This window comes from Geobacter sp. PheSNFMC (genome assembly GCF_059620965.1).
The window spans coordinates 1-991 of the sequence record NZ_JCAMRN010000131.1; the positions used below are offsets into that span (position 1 = coordinate 1).

The following is a 991-nucleotide window of genomic DNA, read 5'->3' on the forward strand; positions in this document are numbered from 1 at the left end:
ACCGCCGGGCCCGGTCGGAGATGAGCTCCTCCTTCATGGCCATGTAGCGGTCGAATTCCTCGGGATAGAACGACAGGATCTCGTCCAGCCGGCCGTAGGGCTTTTTCCCTTCGAAGGAACGCAGCAGCATCCCCTTGAGGCTCGCATTGTCGAGCCCCCTGATGAACTCGTGGAGCAGCAGCCGCTCCTGCTCGTAATCAAAGCCGGGGATGCGGAGGAAACGGTCCTCGCTCTCTTCCATTTCCAGCCAGAAATCGTCATCGTCGAAATCGGACGGCACGGCAAAGATATCGCCCGTTTCCCTGTCGAGAAAATAGGCCAGCATCGTTTCCGGATTTTCGAACGCCTCCAGAAGATCATCCCAGAGTATTTCAATGTCTCGCATGAATCCCATGGTCACCTTACGCCTCGCCCGCCTCAACGCGCCTTTACCTTTGGCGGCCTTTCGATTATAGTGCCGCCATGCGCGCAATCTTCATCGCCGACGCCCACCTGCGGCAACCGGGGGACGAAAACTACCGGCTGCTCATGGAGTTCCTGGCCGGACTCCGGGGCAACGTCGACACCCTCTACATTCTCGGTGACCTGTTCGAGTTCTGGATCGGCTACGATCCGGTCCCCTTCACCCACTACCTCCCCCTGCTCGACCGGCTGCGGGAACTGGTCGACAGCGGAGTCCGGATCGAGTACTTCGAGGGGAACCACGATTTCCACATGGGGCCGTTTTTCACGGAGACGCTCCGGGCAACGGTCCACCCGGGCCCCGCCGTGGTCGACATCCGGGGGGAACGGTTCTATCTCTGCCACGGGGACGAGGTCAACCGGAAGGACTATCCCTACCGGCTCCTGCGGTTCATTCTCCACAGCCCCCTGACGCGGGTGGCCACCCGCATCGTTCCGCCCGCCGTGGCCTGCCGGATCGCCGTGGGCATGTCGCGGGAAAGCCGCAAGAACCATGGCCGGCGCCGGCACCGCTGGGACTACGCCGCCA

General features: G+C 62.2%; 2 protein-coding genes. One reads left to right on the top strand and one right to left on the bottom strand.

Annotation, left to right across the window (positions count from 1 at the left end; translation table 11 throughout):
• A partial coding sequence (locus AC6CDK_RS17790; protein WP_496639959.1) for a UPF0158 family protein occupies positions 1 to 394 on the bottom strand: 394 nt, incomplete at its 3' end.
• Between the two features lie 68 nt (positions 395 to 462).
• Between AC6CDK_RS17790 and AC6CDK_RS17795 the strand changes: the two genes are divergently transcribed.
• A partial coding sequence (locus tag AC6CDK_RS17795) for a UDP-2,3-diacylglucosamine diphosphatase (RefSeq protein ID WP_496639960.1) occupies positions 463 to 991 on the top strand: 529 nt, incomplete at its 3' end.